This window comes from Variovorax sp. P4_B11 (assembly GCF_056402355.1).
The window spans coordinates 216,213-237,975 of the sequence record NZ_JBFUHO010000004.1 but is presented as its reverse complement, the minus strand read 5'-3'; the positions used below and the strand labels follow the sequence as shown (position 1 = coordinate 237,975).

26 protein-coding genes are annotated in these 21,763 nt (G+C 55.8%); 20 read left to right on the top strand and 6 right to left on the bottom strand.

Going from position 1 to position 21,763, the window contains the following annotated elements; translation table 11 throughout:
- Nucleotides 1-9 precede the first annotated feature (9 nt).
- On the bottom strand, nt 10-531 hold the full coding sequence (locus AC1DYD_RS06730; protein WP_478171965.1) for a hypothetical protein: 522 nt from the start codon (nt 529-531) through the stop codon (nt 10-12).
- A 974-nt stretch (nt 532-1,505) separates the two neighbouring features.
- Here AC1DYD_RS06730 and AC1DYD_RS06725 point away from each other — a divergent pair.
- The 4 genes from AC1DYD_RS06725 to AC1DYD_RS06710 all read left to right on the top strand — a co-directional run bounded on the left by AC1DYD_RS06725 (nt 1,506) and on the right by AC1DYD_RS06710 (nt 2,990).
- Nucleotides 1,506-1,691, top strand: a complete 186-nt coding sequence (locus AC1DYD_RS06725) for a hypothetical protein (protein WP_478171964.1) — start codon at nt 1,506-1,508, stop codon at nt 1,689-1,691.
- A 37-nt stretch (nt 1,692-1,728) separates the two neighbouring features.
- Nucleotides 1,729-2,076 carry a hypothetical protein gene (locus tag AC1DYD_RS06720; RefSeq protein ID WP_478171963.1) on the top strand — a complete coding sequence of 116 codons (348 nt, stop codon included), beginning with the start codon at nt 1,729-1,731 and terminating at the stop codon, nt 2,074-2,076.
- A 111-nt stretch (nt 2,077-2,187) separates the two neighbouring features.
- On the top strand, nt 2,188-2,763 hold the full coding sequence (locus AC1DYD_RS06715; RefSeq protein WP_478171962.1) for a hypothetical protein: 576 nt from the start codon (nt 2,188-2,190) through the stop codon (nt 2,761-2,763).
- On the top strand, nt 2,763-2,990 hold the full coding sequence (locus AC1DYD_RS06710) for a hypothetical protein (protein ID WP_478171961.1): 228 nt from the start codon (nt 2,763-2,765) through the stop codon (nt 2,988-2,990). The genes AC1DYD_RS06715 and AC1DYD_RS06710 overlap by 1 nt, the downstream gene beginning before the upstream one ends.
- Nucleotides 2,991-2,998: 8 nt before the next feature.
- Here the strand turns inward: AC1DYD_RS06710 and AC1DYD_RS06705 are convergent, their stop codons facing one another.
- Nucleotides 2,999-3,412 carry a hypothetical protein gene (locus tag AC1DYD_RS06705; protein WP_478171960.1) on the bottom strand — a complete coding sequence of 138 codons (414 nt, stop codon included), beginning with the start codon at nt 3,410-3,412 and terminating at the stop codon, nt 2,999-3,001.
- Between the two features lie 1,026 nt (nt 3,413-4,438).
- On the opposite strand from AC1DYD_RS06705, the gene AC1DYD_RS06700 reads away from it, so the two are divergent.
- Nucleotides 4,439-4,615, top strand: coding sequence for a hypothetical protein (locus AC1DYD_RS06700; RefSeq protein ID WP_478171959.1), 177 nt, complete (start codon nt 4,439-4,441; stop codon nt 4,613-4,615).
- Here AC1DYD_RS06700 and AC1DYD_RS06695 read toward each other — a convergent pair.
- The gene (locus tag AC1DYD_RS06695) at nt 4,609-5,202 is read right to left on the bottom strand and encodes a hypothetical protein (RefSeq protein WP_478171958.1); all 594 of its coding nucleotides are present in this window, start codon (nt 5,200-5,202) and stop codon (nt 4,609-4,611) included. The genes AC1DYD_RS06700 and AC1DYD_RS06695 overlap by 7 nt on opposite strands.
- Nucleotides 5,203-5,409: 207 nt before the next feature.
- Here AC1DYD_RS06695 and AC1DYD_RS06690 point away from each other — a divergent pair, with 207 nt between their 5' ends.
- From AC1DYD_RS06690 to AC1DYD_RS06665, 6 genes are all read left to right on the top strand, one after another.
- The gene (locus tag AC1DYD_RS06690) at nt 5,410-5,895 is read left to right on the top strand and encodes a hypothetical protein (RefSeq protein ID WP_478171957.1); all 486 of its coding nucleotides are present in this window, start codon (nt 5,410-5,412) and stop codon (nt 5,893-5,895) included.
- Nucleotides 5,892-6,365 (top strand): hypothetical protein, encoded by a 474-nt coding sequence (locus AC1DYD_RS06685; protein WP_478171956.1) that lies wholly within the window; start codon nt 5,892-5,894, stop codon nt 6,363-6,365. The genes AC1DYD_RS06690 and AC1DYD_RS06685 overlap by 4 nt, the downstream gene beginning before the upstream one ends.
- A complete protein-coding gene (locus AC1DYD_RS06680; RefSeq protein ID WP_478171955.1) occupies nt 6,362-6,598 on the top strand; it encodes a hypothetical protein in 237 nt (78 codons plus the stop codon). Before AC1DYD_RS06685 ends, AC1DYD_RS06680 begins: the two co-directional genes overlap by 4 nt.
- Nucleotides 6,595-6,918, top strand: coding sequence for a hypothetical protein (locus AC1DYD_RS06675; protein ID WP_478171954.1), 324 nt, complete (start codon nt 6,595-6,597; stop codon nt 6,916-6,918). The genes AC1DYD_RS06680 and AC1DYD_RS06675 overlap by 4 nt, the downstream gene beginning before the upstream one ends.
- Before the next feature lie 63 nt (nt 6,919-6,981).
- Nucleotides 6,982-7,344, top strand: a complete 363-nt coding sequence (locus AC1DYD_RS06670; RefSeq protein ID WP_478171953.1) for a hypothetical protein — start codon at nt 6,982-6,984, stop codon at nt 7,342-7,344.
- A gap of 414 nt (nt 7,345-7,758) precedes the next feature.
- Nucleotides 7,759-7,944 (top strand): hypothetical protein, encoded by a 186-nt coding sequence (locus AC1DYD_RS06665; RefSeq protein ID WP_478171952.1) that lies wholly within the window; start codon nt 7,759-7,761, stop codon nt 7,942-7,944.
- 42 nt (nt 7,945-7,986) lie between these two features.
- Here AC1DYD_RS06665 and AC1DYD_RS06660 read toward each other — a convergent pair whose 3' ends face one another.
- Nucleotides 7,987-8,256 carry a hypothetical protein gene (locus tag AC1DYD_RS06660; protein ID WP_478171951.1) on the bottom strand — a complete coding sequence of 90 codons (270 nt, stop codon included), beginning with the start codon at nt 8,254-8,256 and terminating at the stop codon, nt 7,987-7,989.
- Between the two features lie 164 nt (nt 8,257-8,420).
- Here AC1DYD_RS06660 and AC1DYD_RS06655 point away from each other — a divergent pair, with 164 nt between their 5' ends.
- The 7 genes from AC1DYD_RS06655 to AC1DYD_RS06625 all read left to right on the top strand — a co-directional run bounded on the left by AC1DYD_RS06655 (nt 8,421) and on the right by AC1DYD_RS06625 (nt 18,337).
- Complete coding sequence (locus tag AC1DYD_RS06655) at nt 8,421-9,533, top strand: tyrosine-type recombinase/integrase (protein WP_478171950.1); 1,113 nt, start codon at nt 8,421-8,423, stop codon at nt 9,531-9,533.
- Between the two features lie 179 nt (nt 9,534-9,712).
- The gene (gene terL / locus AC1DYD_RS06650; protein WP_478171949.1) at nt 9,713-11,206 is read left to right on the top strand and encodes a phage terminase large subunit; all 1,494 of its coding nucleotides are present in this window, start codon (nt 9,713-9,715) and stop codon (nt 11,204-11,206) included.
- Nucleotides 11,207-11,250: 44 nt separating this feature from the next.
- A complete protein-coding gene (locus AC1DYD_RS06645; protein ID WP_478171948.1) occupies nt 11,251-12,894 on the top strand; it encodes a tail fiber protein in 1,644 nt (547 codons plus the stop codon).
- A gap of 11 nt (nt 12,895-12,905) precedes the next feature.
- A complete protein-coding gene (locus AC1DYD_RS06640; RefSeq protein WP_478171947.1) occupies nt 12,906-13,496 on the top strand; it encodes a hypothetical protein in 591 nt (196 codons plus the stop codon).
- Nucleotides 13,497-13,499: 3 nt separating this feature from the next.
- Complete coding sequence (locus AC1DYD_RS06635) at nt 13,500-15,731, top strand: hypothetical protein (protein WP_478171946.1); 2,232 nt, start codon at nt 13,500-13,502, stop codon at nt 15,729-15,731.
- On the top strand, nt 15,728-18,034 hold the full coding sequence (locus AC1DYD_RS06630) for a LamG-like jellyroll fold domain-containing protein (protein WP_478171945.1): 2,307 nt from the start codon (nt 15,728-15,730) through the stop codon (nt 18,032-18,034). The genes AC1DYD_RS06635 and AC1DYD_RS06630 overlap by 4 nt, the downstream gene beginning before the upstream one ends.
- A gap of 48 nt (nt 18,035-18,082) precedes the next feature.
- Complete coding sequence (locus tag AC1DYD_RS06625; protein WP_478171944.1) at nt 18,083-18,337, top strand: hypothetical protein; 255 nt, start codon at nt 18,083-18,085, stop codon at nt 18,335-18,337.
- A gap of 382 nt (nt 18,338-18,719) precedes the next feature.
- Here the strand turns inward: AC1DYD_RS06625 and AC1DYD_RS06620 are convergent, their stop codons facing one another.
- Together AC1DYD_RS06620 and AC1DYD_RS06615 are read right to left on the bottom strand one after the other, a co-directional pair.
- Nucleotides 18,720-19,478: a 3-hydroxyacyl-CoA dehydrogenase gene (locus AC1DYD_RS06620; protein WP_478171943.1), complete on the bottom strand. Its 759-nt coding sequence runs from the start codon at nt 19,476-19,478 to the stop codon at nt 18,720-18,722.
- A gap of 121 nt (nt 19,479-19,599) precedes the next feature.
- A complete protein-coding gene (locus AC1DYD_RS06615) occupies nt 19,600-20,157 on the bottom strand; it encodes a phasin family protein (protein ID WP_478171942.1) in 558 nt (185 codons plus the stop codon).
- 167 nt (nt 20,158-20,324) lie between these two features.
- On the opposite strand from AC1DYD_RS06615, the gene AC1DYD_RS06610 reads away from it, so the two are divergent.
- Together AC1DYD_RS06610 and AC1DYD_RS06605 are read left to right on the top strand one after the other, a co-directional pair.
- Nucleotides 20,325-21,263 carry a histone deacetylase family protein gene (locus AC1DYD_RS06610; protein ID WP_478172026.1) on the top strand — a complete coding sequence of 313 codons (939 nt, stop codon included), beginning with the start codon at nt 20,325-20,327 and terminating at the stop codon, nt 21,261-21,263.
- Nucleotides 21,260-21,694 (top strand): acyl-CoA thioesterase, encoded by a 435-nt coding sequence (locus tag AC1DYD_RS06605; RefSeq protein ID WP_478171941.1) that lies wholly within the window; start codon nt 21,260-21,262, stop codon nt 21,692-21,694. The genes AC1DYD_RS06610 and AC1DYD_RS06605 overlap by 4 nt, the downstream gene beginning before the upstream one ends.
- Nucleotides 21,695-21,763: the final 69 nt, after the last annotated feature.

The following is a 21,763-nucleotide window of genomic DNA, read 5'->3' as shown; positions in this document are numbered from 1 at the left end:
ATGAATGGGTTATTTATGGAAGTCGGTAACTGTTGGGGTTGCTTCCTCCTGGTCCCGCTTTGCCTGGCGCTTCTGTTCTCGACGCAGGCGAGCCCGTTCTTTGGCGCGTTCCATAGCTTCCGGGTTTCTTTCCATCCAGCGCTTGACTGCATCGATGCGACTTCTACGTTGCTCCTCCGTCATCTCAGCGTATGACGGGTACTTGTCAGGATTCGCACGGTAGTAATCGCGGTAGTAGGCGAGATGCTTTTCCTTGTTCTTCTCGTAGTACTCGCGTTCGTATTCACGACGCTTCTCAATCTGTTCTGGAGTAYGAGTGCGGTTCTTGCGACGTTCTCTCTCCATCGCGTTCAATCGTTCACGGTTACGTAGACGCCACTTCTTTCGAGACTCCAACTCCTTGCTCGAACTCGGATCAGCTTCAACTCCCGCCTTGTCGTTCGCATACTTCTCACGTTGCTGCGCACGAATCTTGTCGCGGTTCTTCTCGCGGTACTCTTTGTTGTATTGCTTGCGCTCTTCCTTCGTCATAGACGGCTCCTGTTAAAGAAGCTATTTATGACTGTGGGTTACTGGCAGGTCAGAGACGTTTTCCAAAAGTTGCGCAAAAATAATTTCGTCTCTCAAAATTGACGGCCGAACTCATACGCGGGCATACGTGTTTTTTCGCGTGTGTTCCCCAGCGAGAGTGGAAAAGTTCTCCGCAGCGAAGCTGCCGACCTTGCTGCTCTGGCCGCTGCCGCGGGATGTCCAGCTGAGACAAATCGAGTCGTCGGTGCGGTACATGCTCGTCAGCTGCTCAATTGCATTGCAGGCTCATGCAGGCAGTAGAACCGTCTAGGAACGGTTTTCCAAGGCTGGCCCAGGGCATGGCACCAGCTCGATGCGATCGACGGTCCTAGGCAGACCATTGAGCAAATCACTCTTCATGATGTGTCGTTCCCCAGCTACGACGATGGAGTGATCCCGAAAGGGAGCTGTGATCAGCAGGTCTGTTGAGCGTTCATCAAGCGGATCGGAATGTCTATCGAGTCTGTTTGCACGATTCGGTGAGTGAATCGACGATCAATTGGGTCAATTCGATAGATTTTGCGAGGTACCACTGACAAATCGACCTTGTTGGATGGTCTCAATTGCAGGTGTTCCCAGCGAACACAGTTGCTTTAACAGCTTGGACAGCTTCTAACTGACGACTGTTCTTCCACTGCTCAATCGTGTGCAACGTCTTCGATGGATTCAATGCAATCCGTTCGATGGACCTAGCTGTCTTGGTCCTCTTCCTTTAGGTCTTCCATCCATTACTGAATGCATCGATGTCGTTGATGCTGATCAGGCTCGTTCTCCTTATTAGGCTTTTGTTCGGTCTAGGAGGAATTCGAGATGCGGCTCAGACGGGAATCAGCAATACCTGATCGGTTCGTAAGCTCAATCGAACTCGACATGTTGACCTTAATTGAACTCGTGTTGATGGTTGCCTCATCGATTAACAAACCAAGGACGTAAACATGAATGCAACTGTTAAGGAACTCATCGAACTCGTTAAGGGAATGTCTCAAGAAGAAGCGATGGCTGCTGTCAATCAGTACTTCACCACTACTGAATTCAGCTTGATCATCGACGAGTGGAACAACAAGATGTCTGAAAAGGAGAAGGCTAACTTCATCAATGCACTGCTGACCTACAAGAAGTAATTCATTTCAATCAATTGTTCAAGAAGGAAATCTAATCATGCAAAACCAATCCAAGCGTCAACTGCAACTGCTCGCTCTGATCGAGAAGGAAGAAGCTGCGAAGGAACAACGTCTCGCTCAGCTGAAGGCTCGGCTGGAGAAGGAGCAATCGAAGACGAAGGAACTCAAGCTGGACGACGAAGGCATTGCTGACCTGCTGTTGATGCTGAGCAATACGGCTGAGAAGAATGGTGTCTCCGTGCTGAAGCTGCTGGACTTCGCAGGCAAGCAAGCAGTCGGTGAGACGTTCAAGGCTGTCTACCGTCGCAAGCGGGAACCCCGTGCACCGAAGGAACCAAAAGCACCTAAGGCACCAGCAGCAAAGAAGACGGCTGCCAAGAAGTAACTCAATCCGCTCAACACACAGCCCGCCTCGTGCGGGCTTTTTTACGTCTGGTGGTTTTGCCCTTCCATAAATACCTGCGCACCAGAAGAGTGCTTATGAAAAGGGACAACAATGACAAATGAACAAGAAAAGCTGACGGCCACGCAAGAAAAGAATTTGGTGGACATCGAAATTCAAAAGATCAACGACGAGCTGGCGTTAATCGCAGCACGCAAAATGCTCGAATCTAAGAAGTTGGAATTGAAAAGGGCGACTGAGCCTTCGTTCATTCAAGTGTTTCAAGCCGAGATCAACAACGCATGGCGAGCCCTTAACCTCTCAGATGTGGTCGAGGCAGTGGAACTCGGTACTGTAGGTGTTGCTGCAGAGGAAGGTATTGCTTACCAAGATCGATACATCCCGTTCTACATCGACAACTTCGAGAAGCTGAAGATGAACCATGAGTTTCGTAGGACGTACATTGAGACGGCTATGGCAGCATACCGACATGCAGTTAAGAAGATGATTGCAGAAGCAGGAATTACAGGTCCGGTCAAGCTGATCCATACACCACTGATGGTTGACATCAATTACGTTCCTCAGAAGGTAAGCTGGCTTGTCAACATCTATAACTCAATCATCGTGACCGAATACACGCCGCTCGTCCTTGAGTCAACAACCAAGGCACGCAACGCAGATGTGAGCTGATGAACAAAGCTCAGCTGCGTAATGTCAAAGAGGTGTTCGAAGGCTGGCAGGTCTTTGATACCTCTGAGCGATGCAAGCAGCTGCGCAAGGCGAGCAAATACACGATGGAATTCGAAGTGCTGCGTACGGTGGAAGGAAAGCTTGTTGTGCAGTACGAGCTAACGTGCCAGGAGTACTGCAAATCACACGGGCTGCAATGGCCCGGTCCGAAGTTCGAATGCAAATAAAAAGGCCCTCACTGGGCCTTTTCCTTTTTCTGACGCTTGATTGTGAATCCCTTTTCAGGTGGAGCAGAAGCGATTGCGATCTGCTCATGCTTCTCTGCTGCCTCTTCGCTGGAAATGAACCCGTGCTTGAGTAGCCAATCAACAACCTTGCTGTGTCGCTGCACTTGTTGCCATACCGTCTTGCTGTCCGTCCATCTCTCATGCAGACCAGATGCCATTGCATCAACATGAACCTTCATCGTCTCTTGCTGTTTGGCAAGCTCTTCGCTGGTAATAACACCTTGCTGATGCAGTTTCAAAAGGAATCTGGATACGTGGTTGCGCACGGAACTCCACACCAGAGGTTTCTCTGTGCTGAATTGTCGGCCATCTGATGTGTGGACGAAGTAGATGTAGACAGGTGGGTTCTGTGTCTTTTGCATTGCGTTCTCTTTGGTTGTTCCCTTTATTTATTGCATTCGGAAAACAGAAAACCCGGCTGTGATTAGCAACCGGGTCTCTGATCTAGACACATAACTTTAAGGAAATACTCATGTGACCTTCACAGGCAACACTGTCGGGAAATGAACTACCTAAACCCGACTGTGGTATTTATGCAAATGGAATTCACTCAGTCAAATGTCTTTCTTCTCACCTGACGGGTTGGTTAATCGATGGCAGAACGTTGCATGGATTGCCCCGCAACGGGTTTGACTTACGTTTGCACTCGATTGTAGGGAAGTGGTTCAATTCAAATTCTTTGTTTGATCTGACGGTATAGGCTGAATCGAAGTCAGAACTAAACCACTTGTTGCTGCGCAATCAACCTTCGCATTTGCTTCCTTCGTCGCAAACACTCAGTTGATTTGATTAATTAATACCGGAGCGGAATCAATAGACACAGTTATCCCTAATGCCTGCCGCAAGTGATTGCGGTGAGAGACTCTGACCATGCCTGCCTAACGTCTTGCTTGCAGTAAGCTTCCGCTTTGTTGATGAACCAGTTGTGAAGTGATCCGTTCGGTCTCCTGATACTCACCGGTCAACAAAGAACCCGGTGCAGGTTTGAAGCTTAGGCTTCTGGCGATACTGGCAGACGTTGCAAGTGTTGGGACACGTTCATCTGATCTCTCGCCTAGTCTCTCGGCATAGTGCTGAGAAGTTAGGTTGGAGCTTCAACTTTTTACCTTAAAGTTTTTGAAATCTTTAGGTTAAAAAAGCGGAAACCCCTGAAGAGTGCAGCGGCCAAGCAAACAGTCAGACGAGGGGTTTCCGAAGTGAACGGGTACTAACATCTGACTGATTTTGCTTGGCCGGCTCTTTATTTATGACGAGCGACCGAGAGTGTGCAAAAAATGACGTTAGTGGATGCTTACCTTCGGCGTTGCGCCGGGAAGCTCATGCGGTATTTATCGAGGCAAACGGACCCCGCTCATAAATACAAGGGTCACTACAAGGAGAACCCTGACATGAACTACCTCGAACTCGCAACCATCCTCACACCTATCGTCATCGGCGTCCTGGCTGTCGTCACCTACAACCAGCACCGCAAGATCGCAACGCTGCGCACAACGCTGGCTCAAGTCCGCTTGCTGAAGCGCCTCTCCGATTCGAAGCACCAGCTGCTGGCCGCTGCGGCTCAGTAACTTGGAAAGTCGCCCTGTGATGCCCGGAAGATCAGGGCCTTAGCCTGCTTGATCGCACGGCCTGCTGAAGCACCCAGGACGTTCCTTCCGTCCGCGTCGCCAGGATGCGGAAACGCAACCAGCTCGGCATCGATAGCTGCTTCCCAAAGCTTCTTGCCTTCCACCTCTCGCGCATGGAACACGTTCAGCAGCTTGTTGATGTACTCGACGTTCGGCGTTCCGGCCAGTGGGTACTCAGCGAACCGAGGGCGCACCGGCCTTCCTCGCTTGTTCCTCTGAAGCTCCTTCAGCTTCTGCTCGATGTCGTCCATCAACACCTTCGTTGGGTTGTCCAGATTGACGACGAACACAGCCTCGTTTAACTCCTTGTGCTGCCATAGGCCCCAGCCCTCGATCTGCTCCATGTCCTCCATCACGGTCGTGAGCACCGGAGGCACTTCCTCAAAGAACTGACGCACCTCGGCCCACCAGTCCTCAAACGGCAGGTCTCGGGCTGAGCCGACGTGCCTCCTGAATGCTGGCTTCCATTCCTTCAGCGGCACCAGTTGCAGGCACCGCCACCAAAGCTCGTAGGGGTTCTTGGTCATGCTGGAATCTTAACAGTTCAATTGACCCAATGACGCGCCAATAGTTAAGAACGGCCTTTTTTGTCACACTTGCTTCCATGTTGAATGCATCGCCACTCAACTGAAGCGTTCTTTAAACCTGATGCAAATTAACTCAATCGAATTCGAATCCGTACGCGGAGGCGAATTCACACACACAAAATCTAAACACAGAGAGGAAACTCAAAAATGAACAATGAAAGAATCCAACAAGCCCTGAAAGACATGGGCATCAACTTGCAAGCAATGAAGGACTTCGCAGGCACGCCTACGGGCAAATGGCTTGACGAGTTCGACTCAAGCACATTGGAAGAGGCCATCGTGCTCGACCAAGCTACACCGTCGCTCAGCCAACTCCATGCTGAATCGATTCGCGTTTCTCGTGAGTACGTGGAGGCACAGGGTGCACATCTCCCTGAAGAGGTCACCTACCTGATCGATGACCTGCTGACCCGTGCAGCTATCGATTCCTACGCACGCCATGAGGCGATGTGGGATCAGATCGAAGAGTGGGACCGTGTTGCTGACAACGTGCCGGATGGCAAAGTGCTCCAAGCAGCCCGCCACTCTCGACTGATCGAGATTGATGGCGTGCTTGATCGGATGAAGATCAACACGCCGCTTCCGAAGGCAGAGCGCCAACACCTACTCGGACTTCTGGAGGCAGTGGTATGAACTTCGAACAAGCAATCCGAACTTTTTACGAACTGAAGGTTGAGGACGAAACGTACTCACTGGAGGAAGAGATCGAGCGTGACGAGCGGACACCTACGTTCGGGCAGCTGCGCAACATGATGTTCCACGCATCAACGAAGCAGCAGAAGGACGCAATCATCAAGCTGCTGTGGGTTCGCGCAGAGATCGACGCGAGGGCGCGCAGCATTGCTGACAGCTACCTTGACGCTGAGTGGAATCGGATCGTCCCAATCGGCGAAGACGGCGAACCGAACATCAAGCGTGTCAAGAAGCACGACATCGAGCGCTTGCGTGAGATCGCGGGCCAGCTTCGCGAGATGGGAATCAACTCTGAAATCCCATGGCACGAGCGTGAGGGCGACAACAACATCTTCGAACTGATCGATGACCAACGCAAGGAGCGCGAGCGACTGGCAGCGGGTGGTGCCCCAAAGGAGGTGGCAGCATGAAGTTTGAAACGGAACACCAACGTCGGCTCAGGATCGAAACACACAGACGCTGGCGCGAAAGAAACAAAGCGCAAGTGTTGGCGGTATCGAAGAACTGGTACGCCGCGAACAAGGAGCAAGCTGCCGCGTACATGAAGGCATGGCGACAAGCTAACAAGGACAAGACCAGCGCTTACTGCAAACGCTGGCACGCGGCCCAGAAGATCAACGCGCAGCAAGGAGGTGCAGCATGAGTAGATCAGTCTCCGTGTGGCACATCCCGGGCGAGTGGACGAGGGACAGCAAGGGCAAGGCGAAGCGCAAGCCTCCTGTCGCGATTGCTGTCAGTAGCAAGCGACCGCCAGGAGGCGGATGGGAGTCGGACACCTTCATCGAAGTGGTCTGCCCTGACATCAACGCACGCTTGATCGCTGGCGAGGTGCTTCAGCCTCACGATGTCATCAAGGCGAACTGGAGCTACCGGTACGCAAATGGATTGGTAGATGCATGGTTGCAAGAAGGAAAACGAAAGCCCCCTTCGCTGGGGGAACTCGACTTTTYACCGGGTTTTTGAGGACCACTGATAAATAAAGGGGCGGCTGATTACCGCCCCTTTACTTTTTCAAGGAACCTCATCATGAACTACAGCAACACAACAGCACGCAGCACCAACGCAGCGCACGTGCATCCCGTTATCACAATCCGAGTCGTCAGCGTCACAGGCCGCGCTGTCTGGTATCGGAACTATCACCAAGGCGAAGCCGGCAAGGTCTTCAAGTTCGTAGCCACTACGAGCAAGGACTTCAAGACACTCGCAACGCTTGAGCCAGGTAAGGCTTATCAGGTCTGCCAAGAAGTTGACCATGTGAACTTCACGCACTGGACTGCTGCGATGCCATTCTCAGGCGGCAAGGTCTTCAAGCCAGCGGCCATCATTCAACGCGTTGAGGTCAAGCGCAAGGTCAAGGAAAACCTGAGCGCAGATTTGATCGTCTTCTGATACCCATCCATAAATACAACAACAAAGGAACACACAACATGAAGAAGATACTACTCATCAGCTTGGCTGCACTCGCCTTGGCAGCATGTGGCGACACAATCACAGAGGGTGGAAGGATACATTCAACGCGATGCATTTATGGTGTCACATACATCATGAACGGCGGCAACACGTACGTGCCAATGTTCAACACTGACAGCAAGATCATCCCTTGCAAGGGAGAGCAACAATGAATACACGACTTACACAAGAGTTCGCAGCATGGAAGGCCACAGGGCCTTCTCTGGATGTCGAGCTAACAACATCAGACATCCGACGCGCAGCGCAAGTGCTGAAGAGGTTGGATTCGAACGCTGACCCAAAGGAACTCAAGGCAGACGTCACGCTCTTCTTGCTGCAGTACGAGGTGCAGTGATGGAAGGCATTGCTGAGAAGGAGTTGCGCCTGTTGAGGGCCGAAGGTAAGGACGATCAAGCGAACATTCTTGAACAACTGATCGAGGAACGCAAGAATCTAAAGATCGCGGGCACCTTCGCTTACGATCCTACCAAACACGAGCTTGTGATCACACGAGAGAAGATCACGGTGAAGTACAAATAAGAAAAGGCCCCGATGGGGCCTTTTGCTTTTGGTGGCTACGGATCAGTAGTCGTCTGGCAGAAGCACTGTCGTAGCTGATCTGTCGTGTTCAGTGATGATCCAAATCTTGACCTTCGTCCTCGGCAGCACGTACGCACTCAAGATGCGATTGCCGTACTTCAAAGCATCGTCGTTCGCCTTCTTGTCTGATGCATCGAGGTCGCCCCAGTCGCCTTGCTGGTGCCTGCGAACGAATGCAATCGCATCACACCCCTCGTCATCCAATGCTCCCAGCGCTGCTGGAGTAGCTACTAATCGCCCAATCTGAAACATGCACGCTCCTTTGTTGATGGAGCGCCCACCATCCTGGCGCGCCCATGATTTCAACAACTGGGGTCACTGCAACGGCTTCGCTGGGGATAGGCATGTCACTGTTGATCGAAAAGTAAATACAGGAGAAGGTGGGCTCACCTCAACTGCTAACAAAGGAAAACACCATGATCAGGAAGCCAAAGAATAGTCCCAATTACCACTATCGATTCGACTTCAAGGGCAAGACGTACTCGGGATCAACCGGCACATCGAGCCGCTACCTCGCAACACAATTCGAAAGCAAGCGCCGTGACGAAGTGTTCAAGGAAGTGCAGCTTGGCGAGACGGAAGGCGAAGCTGACATGATCATCTTGAGCAAGGCAATGGATACGTACTTCGACGACAACAAGCACAAGTCGATCCCGACGACATACAAGGTGCTGCGCAACAAGACGTTCGGTCGCAAGCAGCATCCGCAGACGAAGAAGATGATGCGCGTGTACGGGCTGGATGACATCAACGTTCACATGCTGAAGGAACGAGACATCCAGAAGCTGATCACGCAACGCCGCAACGAAGGCAACAAGGACTCAACGATCCTGTACGAACTGACGTTCTTGAATGTCGTGCTGCGTCACGTCAAGCGTCTCGGCTACATGGTGCCTGACATCGACTGGGACGAACTGAAGAGCGCGAATGCATTGAATGCTGGCAAGGGTCGTCTGCGGTTCCTGTCGCTAGAAGAAGAAGGTCGTCTGCTGCAAGAGCTTGCAAAGGACCTGCCGAACGACAACGTCTACACGAAGATGCGTCGCACGAACGCACTGCACTTCATCGTGATGAGCCTTGATGTTGGCAACCGTTTCGGCGAACTGGCGAACCTGAAGTGGGCAGACATCGACATGAACAAGAAGACGATTCAGCTTTACCGCTCGAAGGTGGACAACGAATCTGCACTCGTGATGACCAACCGTGTGTTCGAAGTGCTGACGGATCGCCTCACTGTCAAAGCAGAGAAGCAGGAGCTGGTGTTCGAAGGAAAGAATGGCACGCTCGTCTGTCGTTCCGCACTGAAGGGTGCGTGCAAGCGGGCAGGGCTTGTGGGGGTTTCTTTCCATACCCTTCGCCACACAACTGCGTCCAGACTCGTGCAGGCAGGTGTGCCGATCTACTCGGTGCAGCATGTGCTGGGGCACGCATCGCCCAGCACGACCCAGCGGTACGCACATCTGTCACCGAAGCAAGCATCGTTCGATGCTGCGCAAGTCCTCAATCAAATCCACGGAGCCCAAGCATGATCGTCGCACTCGTCAACTGGTTGCTGAACCTAGTCCTCGCAATCGTATTCATCTTCGTGTGCGCTGGCATCGTAAGTGTCTGGGAGTTCATCAAGAAGCGAAGAGGCCGCATGCACACCTAAGCGTTTCCCATTCTCATAAATACCTCCTCATGGCTACGGCCATCAGGAGGTTTTTCTTTGTCCAACAGAAAGAATCAGAAGGGTGTCTTCGAGAAGGTTGAAGGCGTCAAGGTTTCATACAGGGAGTTCTATGCGATCCATGCAGCGATGGAAGGCTGGTCGCACGTCCCAAGTTTCCACTGGGACCTAGTTGAGTTCCTGGAGAACGAAGCGCAATGGACGAACCGCGATGCGGTCATCCAAGCTTTCCGTGGTGCAAGCAAGTCGTCTCTGACCGCTACATGGATTGCATGGAAGCTGGCTGGTGACCCTACGCTTCTGTTCCTCATCCAGTCAGCCGATGACAACTTGGCGATGAAGATGAACACGGACGTGAGCAAGATTGTTCGCTCGCATCCGTTCTGCGAACACCTAGTCAGCAAGACAAGCAAGTGGACGGAGCGTGGCTTCTCGGTACGCGGAGCGACATCAGGCCGTAACTGGAGCGTCTCGGCACGCGGCGTTGGTTCGAACGTAACCGGCCTGCGTTGTAACTACTTGGTGCTCGATGACGTTGAAGTCCCGAACACATCTCGTTCCGAGAAGCTGCGTGAAGACCTTCGCGCCCGCATCTCTGAGTCATCGAAGCTGCTCCTGCCTAACGGCGCTCGTGTCTACATCGGCACGCCGCACGCAACTGATTCGATCTATCCAGAGCAGATCGACAAGGGCGCATCAACCTTCCGCGTGCCGTTCCTCAAGGACATTGAGGGTGAATGGCCGTTCTGCTCTGGTACTTGCTCGTGGCCTGAGCGCTGGAACGATGAGCAGATCAAACGTATCCAGCAGGCATGTACCGGCAAGGCTGAGTTCTATTCGCAGTACCAGCTGATCCCGATGCTGGCAGAGGATAGCTACCTCGATCCAGCATTCATCCGCACCTACAACTGTGAGCCTGAGTTCATCGAATCGAACGGCTCCCGCCTGTACCGGATCGACGGCAAGAAGATCACAGCGCACTGCGCGTTCTGGGACCCGGCTCTGTCGAAGGTTGGCCGAGACAGTTCCGTCCTGGCGATTGTGTTCTGCACGCAGGCAGGGGACATCTACATCCACCGCACGGTTGCAGTGCAGGGGGACATCGACCGCCAGTGCGAGGACGTGCGCAAGCTGCTGGTTGAGTTCTGCGTTCCTACCTGCTACGTGGAGACGAACGGCTTGGGTGCATGGACTCCCGGCCTGTTGATCAAGCACACCTCCGGGCTAGGCATCGCGATTGACGGACGGCACACGTCCACCAAGAAGTCCGAATCGATCCAGACGGCCTACGAGACACCTCTCAGTGCGGGCATCTTGCACGTGCATGAGAACGTGATGGAGACGAAGTTCCTTTCGCAGCTACGTGACTTCAACCCGAGGTTCATGAAGGGCGGGGACGACTTCATTGATGCACCAGCCAAAGCAATCCACTTGCTGCCTGTGCAGATCGACCGCGCATCTCTGGAGCATCCGGGGTTCGAACCGTACCGCATGTACGGCACCGAGGTTGAGATCGCAGTCGACTACGTCTAAGCGCTACCCATAAATAACAACAACGAAAACAGGGGAGGGACGGCATGACCGTTTCAGTACAAGATCCAATCAAGAAGTACTACGGCAATGGGTCTGCCGTCAGTTTTGCATTCCCGTATCGAGTGATCGACAACGGCGACTTGCGTGTGTACCTCAACGGGGTACTTCAAGCATCCGGCTACACGCTCACCGGCATCGACAGCCCAAGCGGCGGATCGGTTGTCTTCAGCACACCTCCTGCGAACGGAGTGCTCGTCATCTTGCAACGTCTGCTTGGCTTGGAGCGCGAGACGGACTACCAAGAAGCAGCATCGATTGACACGGACACATTGGACCGTGACTTTGATCGTCTGTGGATGGCTGTGCAGGACGGTCGCGCTGCAACTCTGGAGATCGTTGGTGGTGACATCCTCGATGCCAAGAACCAGCGAATCATCAACGTTGCGAACCCAGTAAATGCACAGGATGCAGCAACGAAGGTTTGGTCAGAGACTGCGATGACGGCGAACGTCTCTCAGGCAACGACACAAGCTGGCATCTCAACAACGAAGGCAGCAGAGGCAGCAGCAAGCGCAGCAGCAGCACTGGCATCTCAGAACGCTGCATCGGCAAGCCAAGCAGATGCTCTCGTCTCCAAGAATGCAGCAGCAGCAAGCGCGGCGGCAGCTTTGGCTTCACAGAATGCAGCAGCTACTTCGGCAACGAATTCAGCGAACAGCGCTACGGCATCCTCAGGCTCCGCGACGACAGCAACGACTCAAGCTGGCATTGCGACGACGAAGGCAGCAGAATCAGCAGCAAGTGCTTTGGCGTCACACAACGACGCAGCGTACTCAGCTGCAACGAAGCAGGAGATCATTGACGCTCTTGCCGATGGCTCCGTTGCTTCGATAAATGGACGAGGCGGCCTTGTTGTCCTGACGAGCGCAGACGTTGGACTTGCGAACGTCAACAACACATCTGATGTCAACAAGCCAGTCAGCACAGCACAGCAAACAGCGATCACGCAAGCAGCACCTCCAGGTGTCGTCCAGTACTACGCAGGTTCCTCTGCACCAGCAGGCTGGCTGAAGGCGAATGGCGCAGCTATCTCACGCACAACGTACGCAGCACTGTACGCAGTGTTCGGTACGTACTACGGTGCAGGCAACGGCTCTACAACATTCAACCTTCCAGACCTACGAGGTGAGTTCCTTCGTGGATGGGATGACGGCAGAGGTGCTGATTCAGGCCGCACGTTCGGTACGTGGCAGGAGAACCAGAACCAATGGCACGGTCACGGCGTCAACGATCCAACGCACGCACACGGCGTTGCAGACCCGGGCCACGCGCACGGTGTCTATGACCCCGGCCACGCACACAGCGCTTGGACTGACGCGCAGGGCAACCACGATCACGCTTCCGGCTGGAACGCCAACAACGGCGGCGCGTACGGTCTGCAATTCGGTTCAGCTGCGTACTCAGGAAGCATCGGTATCTGGGGTGCTGATGGTGGTCGTCGCACAGACGCAGCTGGCAACCACGGCCATAACGTAGGCATCGGCGGTTCAGGAACCGGCATCGGTATCTACGGCGCAGGTACAGGCATCTGGATTTACGGAGCGGGTACAGGCATCTCCATCCAAGGACAAGGCGCGAACGAGTCACGTCCACGCAACGTCGCCTTGCTGGCGATCATCAAGTACTAAAGGAAGACAGCATGAAGACTGTTTACGCATTTGACTCAGCTACGAAGCTGTACCAAGCAACGATCCAACTGAACGACAGCGACCGCGATCCACTCGATGGTGGCTGGTTGATCCCTGCACATTGCTTGGAGATCGAACCTCCAGTGACGCCAGCGGGCAAGCGTGTTCGTGCAATCAATGGTGCATGGGTTCTCGAAGACATCCCGGCACCACCACCAGCACCAGCTGCTCCAGTGGTCGAGGCTCCACCTCCAATCAAGATCAATCCTGCTTCGTTCCTGAAGGGGCAGACGCCACCAGCACGCACAACGGAGTCAGAACAGGAACGCCTTGTCGCTCACGTTCAGCGCTACCTCGACACGATGGCTCAATCGTTCGGCTACGACAGCATCGCAACAGCCGTCACATACGCAGAGGAACCTGCCGTAGAGAAGTTCCAAACAGAGGGCCGTTCATTCCGCGCATGGCGCTCTCAGGTCTGGGCTCGTTGCTATGAATTGCTTGATGACGTGCTGAACGGCAGACGTTCAATTCCATCCGAGCAAGAACTCATTGCACTCGTGCCTCAGTACACCCCACCACAAGAAGAACAACAAGGGTAAGACATGACGATCAGCGTCCAGAATCCAATCAACGAGTACGTAGGCAACGGCTCGATCAAGAACTTCTCGTACACGTTCTACGCAACATCTGCGGCAGACATCAAGGTGTACCTCAACGGTGTGTTGCAGTCATCCGGCTACACGGTTCCTGTCGTAGACAACCAAGGTGGCGGCACGGTGAACTTCACCACTGCTCCCGCGAACGGCACACTCGTTCGCGTACAGCGCCTCGTCAACCTTGAGCGCAGCACGGACTACCAACCCGGCGCCTCGATCAGCACGGATACGCTTGATCGCGACTTCGACCGTCTGTGGATGGCTGCACAGGACTCCGCTGTCGGCACATTGAAGCTTGATCTGTCTGGCACGTACAACGCAGGCAATCACAAGATCATCAACGTCACGGACCCAACGAGCGCACAAGATGTCGCTACGAAGAACTGGGTTGAGACGGCGCTGACATCTCCGCTCACGATTGCAACGACACAAGCTGGCATTGCAACAACGAAGGCAGCAGAGGCAGCAGCAAGCGCAACGTCCGCTTCAACATCTGCCAGCACTGCAACGACAGGTGCAGGTACAGCTACAACGAAAGCGAGCGAAGCTTCCACGTCAGCAACGAATGCAGCGAACAGCGCAGCATCAGCAAACAACAGCGCCATCGCAGCAGCTAACAGCGCAGCGGCAGGTGTCGGTGTTGTCGCAAGTGCTGAAGCAGCAGCAGACGATGCAGCACTAAGTGCATCGACCGCACTGACCTACAAGGACAACGCTGCGACTTCAGCATCAGAGGCATCGGCTTCCTCCGCTGCTGCGCTGATCTCCAAGAACAGCGCAAGCGCTTCCGCAACATCGGCTGCAAATGCGGTTGTGGCTGCTGAAGGCTTCCGTGATGAAGCACAAACAATCGTTGACGACTTCGCAGCGTCTGGTGGTGTTGCTTCCGTCAATGGCCGCACAGGCGCGGTCACGCTGGCGAAGGCAGACGTTGGTTTGTCGAACGCAGACAACACATCCGATGCGAACAAGCCAGTCAGCACGGCAACACAGACTGCACTGGACCTGAAGGTCAACAGCTCGCTGATCGGTGCCAACAACGGCGTCGCTTCTTTGGACAGCGGCGGCAAGGTTCCATCCTCGCAACTGCCAAGCTACGTTGACGATGTACTTGAGTACGCGAACCTGGCTGCATTCCCGGGTACGGGTGCTGCTGGTGTGATCTACATCGCAGCGGACACAAACAAGACGCACCGTTGGAGTGGTTCAGCTTACGTTGAAATCAGCGCGTCACCGGGCAGCACCGATGCCGTCACGGAAGGCTCAACGAACAAGTACTACACAGACACGCGTGTTCGTGCTGCGGTCCTGACCGGTTTGTCCACTTCCACGAATGCCGCAATCACCGCGACCGACACGGTGTTGTCTGCTGCTGGCAAATTGCAGAAGCAGATCACGGACCACGACACATCAATTGCCGCGAAGGCGAACACGTCAAGCCTTGGCACGGTTGCGGCTCTGAGCTACCCAGGTGGCACAACGAACTTCCTACGTGCTGACGGTACGTTCGCTGCGCCTCCTGGTGGCGGTGGCGGCACATGGGGTTCGATCACGGGCACACTGTCAAGCCAAACGGACTTGAACACAGCACTGGGTCTGAAGGCGACCGTTGCTTCTCCAACGTTCACAGGCACGGTCACGATTCCGTCTGGTGCTTCAATCTCTGGCTTCGCTACGCTTGCATCACCAACGTTCACTGGCACGCCTGCCGCACCTACAGCTACTGCTGGCACAAACACAACTCAGCTTGCAACGACCGCGTTCGTTACGACAGCAGACAACCTGAAGGCCAACCTTGCTGGTGGCGCTCCATTCACTGGCGCTGTCACGATCAGTTCTGCTGGCTCGTTGGTTGTGTCCTCGAAGGCATTGACGGCACCTGTGAGCGTTTCGTTCTCAGCGACGCCAACGTTCAACGCTGCGACAAGCAACGTCTTCTACTTCGGTGCGCTGACAGCAAACGTCACCTCCGTGACGATCAGCAACCCAACAGACGGACAGACGATCCAGATTCGTTTCGTTCAGGACGCAACAGGCTCACGCACTGTGACTCTTCCTTCATCCGTGAAGGCTGACGGCACGATGCTGGCTACGGCGTCTCGTGCATCTTGGTTGAGCCTCACCTACGTGTCCTCTGCGTCACAGTGGGAAGGCGGTTGGACACAGGTGCCAGCATGACATTTTCTGTTCGACCTTACCGCATCTACGCTGTCCCAATCGATCCGTACGCAAGCTACGTTCGTTCATTGCTGCACTTCGATGCAAGCGGAACCACGATTACAGATGTGTACTCACTGAACCTATGGACGGCGTACGGCACGGCTACACAAAGCTCGTCGTCACCGATCTATGGTTCCGGTAGCTACTACTCAGCTTCAGGAACGGACGGCGACAACGTCCGCACAAAGACAGCGCCAGCGAACTTCAACTTCGGCACAGGTGACTTCACGGTTGAGTTTTCGATCAAAGCGCCTGCACAGACTGCATCGTTCCCTACTGCAATCGAGCTGTACAACAACTCGGGCGGTGGTGCTTACGCCGATGCGAACATCATCTGGCAGCTCTACTTCAACCCTGCAAGTGGTGATGCTTCTCGTTGGTACTGCGGCGCCGCCGGCGACATTGTCACAGGCAGCGCATCCACAATCTTCAACGACGCAACACACTACGTCGCGTACTCTCGCGTTAGCGGTGTTGGCTACTTGTACGTTGATGGTGTGCGAGTTGGTACTGCTGCTGACACACAGAACTACACGGGCGGCACTGTGCTTTCCGTAGGAAGCACGAACGGCAGCAGCGACACGGTCAAGGGCAAGCTCGATGAAGTTCGAATCACGAACGGCGTCGGTCGTTACTCAGGATCGACCTACACGGTGCAAACAACTGCGTTCCCTGACATTGGCGTTGGCAAGGGCGAAACAGCTTGGATGTCTCCTACGACTGCTGTCCCTGCGGACGCATCGGGTGCGCCTGATTGGTCGAACCTGACGAACATCTTGTCGAGTGACAACAGCTATGCAACTGTGACTGTTGACGGTGCTTCGCCAACGATCTACTGGAGCGACTATGTGTACGCTCAGAACTTCGGCTTCTCGATTCCTACCGGCAACGTGATCACTGGCCTCGACATCAAGTACGAAGGCTATGCTTCTACGGCAGACGGAAAGATGTGGGGCTTCATGGTGCAAGGAGCTGGTAGCTCCTACTCGTGGAACGTTAGCCCGATGCCAACCACAGAGGGAACAATCACTGTGTCTTCCAACGTCGATGGCATCTCGAACAACAACACGAAGGCTGGCGCTCAGTACATGGTGATGGGTCAGACAGCGCTGACGCAGGCGATGGTGAACGATTCAACCTTTGGCATTGGCTTCCAGTACCGCCCAGGCTCGCTGTCGACACTGACGCTCGACAACGTTCAGATGAAGGTGTACTACGCACTTCCAACTTCGCCAATGGCTCGCTACGCGGTTGACACAACTACGTCTAGCTCCGGCACGGTGAATTGGACCTTCGCTAGCGGCGATTCGTACTTTGCTCCTGACGGTGGGTTTGCTACTCAGGCGGTCTCGACCACAACTGCGAACAACAAGGGTCTGCACRACTTCGCGTACGGCTTTGACATTCCATCAACCGCAACGATTGACGGCATTGAAGTTGCCTACACATGGAAGAAGGATTCATCCCCGAACATCACACCGGTAACAGTGCAGCTCGCAAAGGACAATGGAAGCGGTAGCTGGGCAACTGCGGGCTCGAACCTTGGCGATGCAACTGCGTTGCCTACGACGGTGGGCACGAGAACGTTCGGCGGTCCGACGAACCTGTGGGGTACGACATGGACGCCAGCAGAAATCAAGGCAGCGAACTTTGGTCCGTACGTTCAGTTCGCTCGTTCGGGTGGCACCGGCAACGCGTACGTCGATGCTGCGCAGGTCAAGGTGTACTGGCACATTGACGTCCCAACATCGCCGACTTCCTTGCGCTATGCAACCAACTACGGCCCGCACGGCGGCTCTGCAAGCTGGACGAACCCGAACTACGGGATGGCCGCACCTAACGGCTTGTTCGCTACACAGACGCCAACAACGGTAACTGCGGACAACAATGGCTTGGCCTTGTACGAGTACCTGTCCAATGTTCCATCTGACGCAATCATTGACGGCATTGAACTCATCTACACGTGGAAGCGAGACTCAGCTGCGACGATTACGCCTGACATTATCCGGGTCATTCGGGAGGACGCTGGGGGTGGCACTTACAACGCATCTCTCGGTTCGAACCTCGGGAACGCAACCGCGCTGCCAACAACACTCAGCACGACTACGTTCGGTGGCCCAACGGAACTGTGGGGCTACACGTGGACGGCAGCACAAATTAATTCGAAGTGGTTCGGGTCGTACATGCAGTTTGGTCGCACAGGCAGCTCTGGTGTCGTGTCGGTTGACTCATGCCAGATCAAGGTTTACTGGCATCAGTGATTGAGCGGCGAACAATAAATAAGGGGCAACCCAACTATGACAATCACAATGGCAACATCAGCAAACCAACCCATCAGCTTGACGAAAGCTGCAGCAACAATCCTCGGGCCTTTGCTCGTGTCACTCATCATCGGTGGGTTCACTTTGATCTGGAAGATCGACAAGTTGACGGAGACGTTGACGTACCGCTTCGAGACGGTCTCTGGTCAAGTTAAGGGGCACGACAGCCGCCTTGATGAGATCGACCGCCGTCTTCGGCTTCTTGAGATCGAAGTGGCGATGACCGGGAAGAGAGGACGTTGATGCTCGTCCCTAAGTTCTGGAAGTCATGGAGCTGGCTCGTTGCCAGCTTCGGCCTTGTGCTGCCTGAGGTGCTTCAGGTCGTAGCCGATCACTCAGACCTCATTCCGTACTTGGAGCCAGACACGAAGAATGCGATTCGTCTCGCATGTCTGGTAGCTGTGATCGTGGTTCGCCCAATCCAGCAGAAGTCGCTCCGTTGACCTATCGAGTGACCCCGGAGGATTCAGTCAATGAATCCTGCTGCGTAGGTCACTGATCCCAATTTCAGCTCCCGCTCATCCCGCATGATTCGTGGGGTTTATCAAAAGGGTCAAAGCGATAGTGACCCTTTATCTTTTGGTGAGTAGAGGCTAACCTCTAATCGCGCATGTACTGCGGCGTCTCACCTAGGGGCAAGTCTGATGGCTCCATCCAAACGAATGACTTCGCCGTTGAGCATGTCGTTCTCGATGATGTGCCTGGCCAGCTTGGCGTAGTCCTCGGGCGTGCCCAGGCGCGAGGGGAAGGGCACGCTGGCGGCCAGGGCGTCCTGCACCTCCTGCGGCATGCCGAACAGCATCGGCGTGCCGAAGATGCCGGGGGCGATCGTCATGTTGCGGATGCCGCTGCGCGCCAGGTCGCGGGCGATCGGCAAGGTCATGCCGACCACGCCGCCCTTCGAGGCGCTGTAGGCGGCCTGGCCGATCTGGCCGTCGTAGGCCGCCACGGAGGCGGTCGAGATCAGCACGCCGCGCTCGCCGGTGGGCTCGGGCTCGTTCTTGCCCATCGCGTCGGCCGCCAGGCGGATCATGTTGAAGCTGCCGATCAGGTTGACCGTGACCGTCTTGCTGAACACCGCCAGCGCGTGCGGGCCGTTCTTGCCCACGGTCTTCTCGGCCGGCGCGATGCCGGCGCAGTTGACCAGCCCGACCAGCTTGCCGAGCTGGAGCGCCGCCGCCACCGCGGCCTGGCCGTCGGCCTCTTGGCTGACGTCGCACTTGACGAAGACACCGCCGATGTCCTTCGCCACGGCCTCGCCCTTGTCCGCCTGCATGTCGGCGACGACCACCTTGCCGCCGTTGGCCGCCAGCATGCGCGCCGTGCCTTCGCCGAGGCCCGAAGCGCCGCCGGTCACGATAAAAACCTTGCCGTTGATTTCCATGCCAATCTCCAAATGGTGTGGCGGCCATTATCGAAGACCCGACTCGGGCGCAAAAAAAAGGCCTCGTCCGAAGACGAGGCCCTGAATTGGATCCCGAAGGACCCAAGGAGACAATGCTAGCTCAGCGCTTGCGGGTCGCGGTTTGAGCGGTGCTCTTCGCTGCGTTCACGGCGGTGGTCGACACGGCCTGGAAGTTGGCTTCGGCAACGTCGGAAGCTTGCTTGACAGCCTTTTGCACCGATTCGAAAGCGTTGTTGGCGGCAGCCACGGCGCTCTTCATCACGGCGACGGCGGTTTCCGAACCGGCCGGGGCGTTCTTGGCGGCGCTGTCGACCAGGCCGACGAAGGCTTGCTGGGCTTCAGCGGCCTTGGATTCGAAAGCCTTGGTGAACTCGGCGCTGGTGCCTTGGGCGATGTCGTACAGGTGACGGCTGTAGGCGGCGGTCTTCTCGGCCAGGGGCTGGAACAGGCTGGCTTGCAGCGACATCAGTTCTTGCGCATCCTTGACGCTCAGCAGAGCCTGGCTGGTGCCGGCGGCTTCGGTCAGGGCGGCCTTCGAGGCGGTCACATTGAGTTCGACGAGCTTTTCGACGCCTTCGAATGCCTTGGTGGTCAGGCCGAACAGCGTTTCGAGGGTGGCTTTTTGCGAAGAGATGATTTGGTCGGCGGTGAGGGCCATGTGGGTGCTCCAGTTGAATTGAAAGGGTAGATTCGCGCTTGAGCTGCCCCTCTACTTTTGTTGCGGTGCAGCATGGGCTCAAGTATAGGCAGCCACGCGTTTGGGACAAGGGGTTTTTGTTGCGTCGCAGCAATTTAGAACGCGCTTTCTAAAACCTCTCCATGAGAATGTTCCGCATGCGTGCATTCAATTCCGGCCAGTTCGTATTGCCGCTTCCAACCGGCCACCGCTTCCCGATGGGGCGCTATGCGATGCTGCGCGAACGGCTCGAGGCGCAATTGCCCGAAGTGCGAATGATGGAGGCGCCGCGCGCCAGCGACGGCGAGCTGGCGCTGGCGCACACGCCGCAATGGATCGCCGCGATCAGCGAAGGCAGCGTGGCTCCCGCCGCCATGCGCGAGATCGGCTTTCCGTGGAGCGAGGCCATGGTCGAGCGCTCGCGCCGTTCGGCCGGCGCGACCATTGCGGCCTGCCGAACCGCATTGGCGGAAGGCATCTCGGCCAACATGGCCGGTGGCACCCACCACGCAAGTGCGGGCAAGGGCGGCGGCTTCTGCGTCTTCAACGATGCGGCGGTGGCGGCGCGCCTGATGCAGGCCGAGCAGGGGCGGCGGGCCCGGCCGCCGCTCAAGGTCGCGGTGATCGATCTCGATGTCCACCAGGGCAACGGCACGGCCAGCATCTTCCGGGACGACCCCAGCGTCTTCACGCTGTCGCTGCATGGGCAGAAGAACTTTCCGTTCCGCAAGGAGGCGAGCGACCTCGACGTCGAACTGCCCGATGGTTGCGGCGACGCCGACTACCTGAGCGCGCTGGAGCAGGCGCTCGACGAACTGGAGCGGCGCTTCACCCCAGGCTTGATCATCTATCTGGCGGGGGCCGATCCCTTCGAGCGCGACCGGCTGGGGCGCCTGAAGCTGAGCTTCGACGGCCTCGAGGCGCGCGACCGGCGGGTCTTCGACTACGCCTGGCAGCGCCGGCTGCCGCTGGCCTTCGCGATGGCCGGCGGCTATGCCAGCGATATTTCCGAGACGGTGCAGGTTCAACTGGGCACGTTCAGGGTGGCCTTGGCGTACTGGCGGCGCTGGCAAAATGCCCGGCCATGAGCGCTCGACCGACCCCCCATTCCCGTGGCAGCTACCGCGCCTTCCGCAGCATCCCGACGCGCTGGGCCGACAACGACATGTACGGCCATGCCAACAACGTCGTCTACTACGCCTGGTTCGACACGGCGGTGAACGCGCTGCTGATCGAGCGCGGCGCGCTGGACATCCACCAGGGCGCGACGATCGGCTTCGTGGTCGAGACCCAGTGCAACTATTTCGCCCCGCTGGCCTTCCCGCAAACGGTGGAGGCGGGCATCCGGGTGGCGCAGGCCGGCAGCTCCAGCGTGCGCTACGACATCGCGTTGTTCGCCGAAGGGGCCGAAACGGCGGCGGCGCAAGGGCACTTCGTCCATGTGTACGTCGATCGGGCGACCCGGCGCCCGGTCAAGTTGCCGGCGGCCCTGCAGGCAGTCATCGACGACCTCCAATGACAACACCCCCTGTCAGTTCGGGCGCCCTCGCGGAACCGGCTTCGCCGGACCGCTGAGGGCGCCCTCGAT

Excerpts from the sequence above, each read along its gene's own strand:
- AC1DYD_RS06725 (WP_478171964.1), top strand. The coding sequence starts at position 1,506 with ATGAATGCAACTGTTAAGGAACTCATCGAACTCGTTAAGGGAATGTCT.
- AC1DYD_RS06720 (WP_478171963.1), top strand. The coding sequence starts at position 1,729 with ATGCAAAACCAATCCAAGCGTCAACTGCAACTGCTCGCTCTGATCGAG.
- AC1DYD_RS06715 (WP_478171962.1), top strand. The coding sequence starts at position 2,188 with ATGACAAATGAACAAGAAAAGCTGACGGCCACGCAAGAAAAGAATTTG.
- AC1DYD_RS06710 (WP_478171961.1), top strand. The coding sequence starts at position 2,763 with ATGAACAAAGCTCAGCTGCGTAATGTCAAAGAGGTGTTCGAAGGCTGG.
- AC1DYD_RS06705 (WP_478171960.1), bottom strand. The coding sequence starts at position 3,412 with ATGCAAAAGACACAGAACCCACCTGTCTACATCTACTTCGTCCACACA.
- AC1DYD_RS06700 (WP_478171959.1), top strand. The coding sequence starts at position 4,439 with ATGAACTACCTCGAACTCGCAACCATCCTCACACCTATCGTCATCGGC.
- AC1DYD_RS06695 (WP_478171958.1), bottom strand. The coding sequence starts at position 5,202 with ATGACCAAGAACCCCTACGAGCTTTGGTGGCGGTGCCTGCAACTGGTG.
- AC1DYD_RS06690 (WP_478171957.1), top strand. The coding sequence starts at position 5,410 with ATGAACAATGAAAGAATCCAACAAGCCCTGAAAGACATGGGCATCAAC.
- AC1DYD_RS06685 (WP_478171956.1), top strand. The coding sequence starts at position 5,892 with ATGAACTTCGAACAAGCAATCCGAACTTTTTACGAACTGAAGGTTGAG.
- AC1DYD_RS06680 (WP_478171955.1), top strand. The coding sequence starts at position 6,362 with ATGAAGTTTGAAACGGAACACCAACGTCGGCTCAGGATCGAAACACAC.
- AC1DYD_RS06670 (WP_478171953.1), top strand. The coding sequence starts at position 6,982 with ATGAACTACAGCAACACAACAGCACGCAGCACCAACGCAGCGCACGTG.
- AC1DYD_RS06665 (WP_478171952.1), top strand. The coding sequence starts at position 7,759 with ATGGAAGGCATTGCTGAGAAGGAGTTGCGCCTGTTGAGGGCCGAAGGT.
- AC1DYD_RS06660 (WP_478171951.1), bottom strand. The coding sequence starts at position 8,256 with ATGTTTCAGATTGGGCGATTAGTAGCTACTCCAGCAGCGCTGGGAGCA.
- AC1DYD_RS06655 (WP_478171950.1), top strand. The coding sequence starts at position 8,421 with ATGATCAGGAAGCCAAAGAATAGTCCCAATTACCACTATCGATTCGAC.
- AC1DYD_RS06645 (WP_478171948.1), top strand. The coding sequence starts at position 11,251 with ATGACCGTTTCAGTACAAGATCCAATCAAGAAGTACTACGGCAATGGG.
- AC1DYD_RS06640 (WP_478171947.1), top strand. The coding sequence starts at position 12,906 with ATGAAGACTGTTTACGCATTTGACTCAGCTACGAAGCTGTACCAAGCA.
- AC1DYD_RS06635 (WP_478171946.1), top strand. The coding sequence starts at position 13,500 with ATGACGATCAGCGTCCAGAATCCAATCAACGAGTACGTAGGCAACGGC.
- AC1DYD_RS06625 (WP_478171944.1), top strand. The coding sequence starts at position 18,083 with ATGGCAACATCAGCAAACCAACCCATCAGCTTGACGAAAGCTGCAGCA.
- AC1DYD_RS06620 (WP_478171943.1), bottom strand. The coding sequence starts at position 19,478 with ATGGAAATCAACGGCAAGGTTTTTATCGTGACCGGCGGCGCTTCGGGC.
- AC1DYD_RS06615 (WP_478171942.1), bottom strand. The coding sequence starts at position 20,157 with ATGGCCCTCACCGCCGACCAAATCATCTCTTCGCAAAAAGCCACCCTC.
- AC1DYD_RS06610 (WP_478172026.1), top strand. The coding sequence starts at position 20,325 with ATGTTCCGCATGCGTGCATTCAATTCCGGCCAGTTCGTATTGCCGCTT.
- AC1DYD_RS06605 (WP_478171941.1), top strand. The coding sequence starts at position 21,260 with ATGAGCGCTCGACCGACCCCCCATTCCCGTGGCAGCTACCGCGCCTTC.